Source organism: Emticicia sp. CRIBPO (assembly GCF_009905725.1).
Lineage (GTDB): Bacteria > Bacteroidota > Bacteroidia > Cytophagales > Spirosomataceae > Leadbetterella.
The window spans coordinates 1-2,146 of record NZ_JAAAKV010000027.1 but is presented as its reverse complement, the minus strand read 5'-3'; the positions used below and the strand labels follow the sequence as shown (position 1 = coordinate 2,146).

1 pseudogene is annotated in these 2,146 nt (G+C 47.6%); it reads left to right on the top strand.

Annotated elements, in window-relative coordinates:
- Positions 1-2,146, top strand: a pseudogene (locus GVN16_RS25915) (hypothetical protein); the annotation flags it as partial.

The following is a 2,146-nucleotide window of genomic DNA, read 5'->3' as shown; positions in this document are numbered from 1 at the left end:
CTGCAAGTACCACTGCAATAGTTACAGAAGATAAAACACCTCCGACCGTAACGGTAGCTGGTGGCCAGATCACATGTCTGACTCCGAGCATCACAGTATCAGCGACAGCCACACCAAATACGAATGTATCTTATGTATGGACCGTACCTGCAGGCGTAACTGCCCCAGGTAATGTGGCTTCATTTACTACCACAGTGGCTGGAACTTACAGCGTAACCGTAACGAAAGAGAACGGATGTTATGCAAGCAGTTCGACCATCGTAACAGAAGATAAAACGACACCTACTGTAACAGTAAGTGGTGGAATGATCACTTGTGCTGCACCAACTGTAACAGTGAGTGCGACAGCAACACCGAATACAGGTGTATCTTACGCATGGACCGTACCTGCTGGTGTAACCAACCCTGGCAGTGTAGCTTCATTTACTACAACTGTACCAGGCACATATTCAGTAACCGTAACTAAAACATCATCAGGATGTACAGTGACTGGTTCAACAATCGTAACTCAGGATAAAAACCTTCCGACGATTACAGCGACTGGTGGCAAGATTACTTGTTTGGTTCCGACCATCACAGTGAGTGCGACAGCGACACCAAACACTGGTGTATCTTATGCGTGGACAGTACCTGCTGGTGTAACTAACCCGGGTAGTGTAGCTTCATTCACGACTACCACCCCAGGCACATATTCAGTAACCGTAACGGTAACAGCAACAGGCTGTACTGCAAGTACCACTGCAATAGTTACAGAAGATAAAACACCTCCGACCGTAACGGTAGCTGGTGGCCAGATCACATGTCTGACTCCGAGCATCACAGTCTCAGCGACAGCAACACCAAATACGAATGTATCTTATGTATGGACAGTACCTGCAGGCGTAACTGCCCCGGGTAATGTGGCTTCATTCACCACTACAGTGGCTGGCACTTACAGCGTAACCGTAACGAAAGAGAACGGATGTTATGCAAGCAGTTCGACAATCGTAACAGAAGACAAAACAGTACCAACAGTGACTGTGGCAGGTGGCCAAATCACTTGTGCTGCCCCAACAGTAACAGTGAGTGCGACAGCTACACCGAATACAGGTGTATCTTACGCGTGGACAGTGCCTGCCGGAGTAACTAACCCTGGCAGTGTGGCTTCATTTACTACAACCGTACCAGGAACTTACTCAGTAACCGTAACGAAAACATCATCAGGATGTACAGTAACGGGTTCTACAATAGTAACTCAGGACAAGAACCTTCCTACAGTAACAGCAACTGGTGGAAAAATCACTTGTTTGACTCCGACGATTACAGTATCTGCTACAGCCACACCAAATACAGGTGTAACTTACGTGTGGACAGTACCTGCCGGAGTAACCAACCCTGGTAGTGTAGCTTCATTCACGACTACAACCCCAGGTACTTATTCAGTAACGGTAACAGTAACCGCGACAGGATGTACAGCGAGTACCACTGCGATAGTTACCGAAGATAAAACACCTCCTACCGTAACAGTAACAGGAGGTAAAATCACTTGTTTGACTCCGACTATCACAGTATCGGCTACAGCAACACCAAACACAGGTGTGAATTATGTATGGACTGTACCTGCAGGCGTAACCGCCCCAGGTAATGTAGCTTCGTTCACAACGACTACCCCTGGAACTTACAGTGTGACTGTAACGAAAGAGAACGGATGTTTTGCAAGTAGCTCAACCATCGTAACCGAAGATAAAACACCTCCTACCGTAACAGCGACTGGCGGAACAATTACCTGTGCTGCACCAAGTGTGACAGTGACGGCCACTGCGACAGCCGGTGTAAATTATTCATGGACTGTACCAGCCGGAGCAACTGCCCCTGGCAACGTAGCTTCATTTACAACTACAACTCCAGGCACATATTCAGTAACCGTAACAAAAGAAAACGGATGTACTGCCAGCACTACAGTAGTGGTAGGTCAGGATAAAAACCTTCCGACGGTCACAGCGACTGGTGGTAAAATCACTTGTTTGACTCCAAGCATCACGGTATCAGCTACAGCAACACCGAATACAGGTGTGACTTATGTGTGGACTGTACCTGCCGGAGTAACCAACCCTGGAAGTGTAGCGTCATTTACGACTACCACACCAGGCACATATTCAGTAACCGT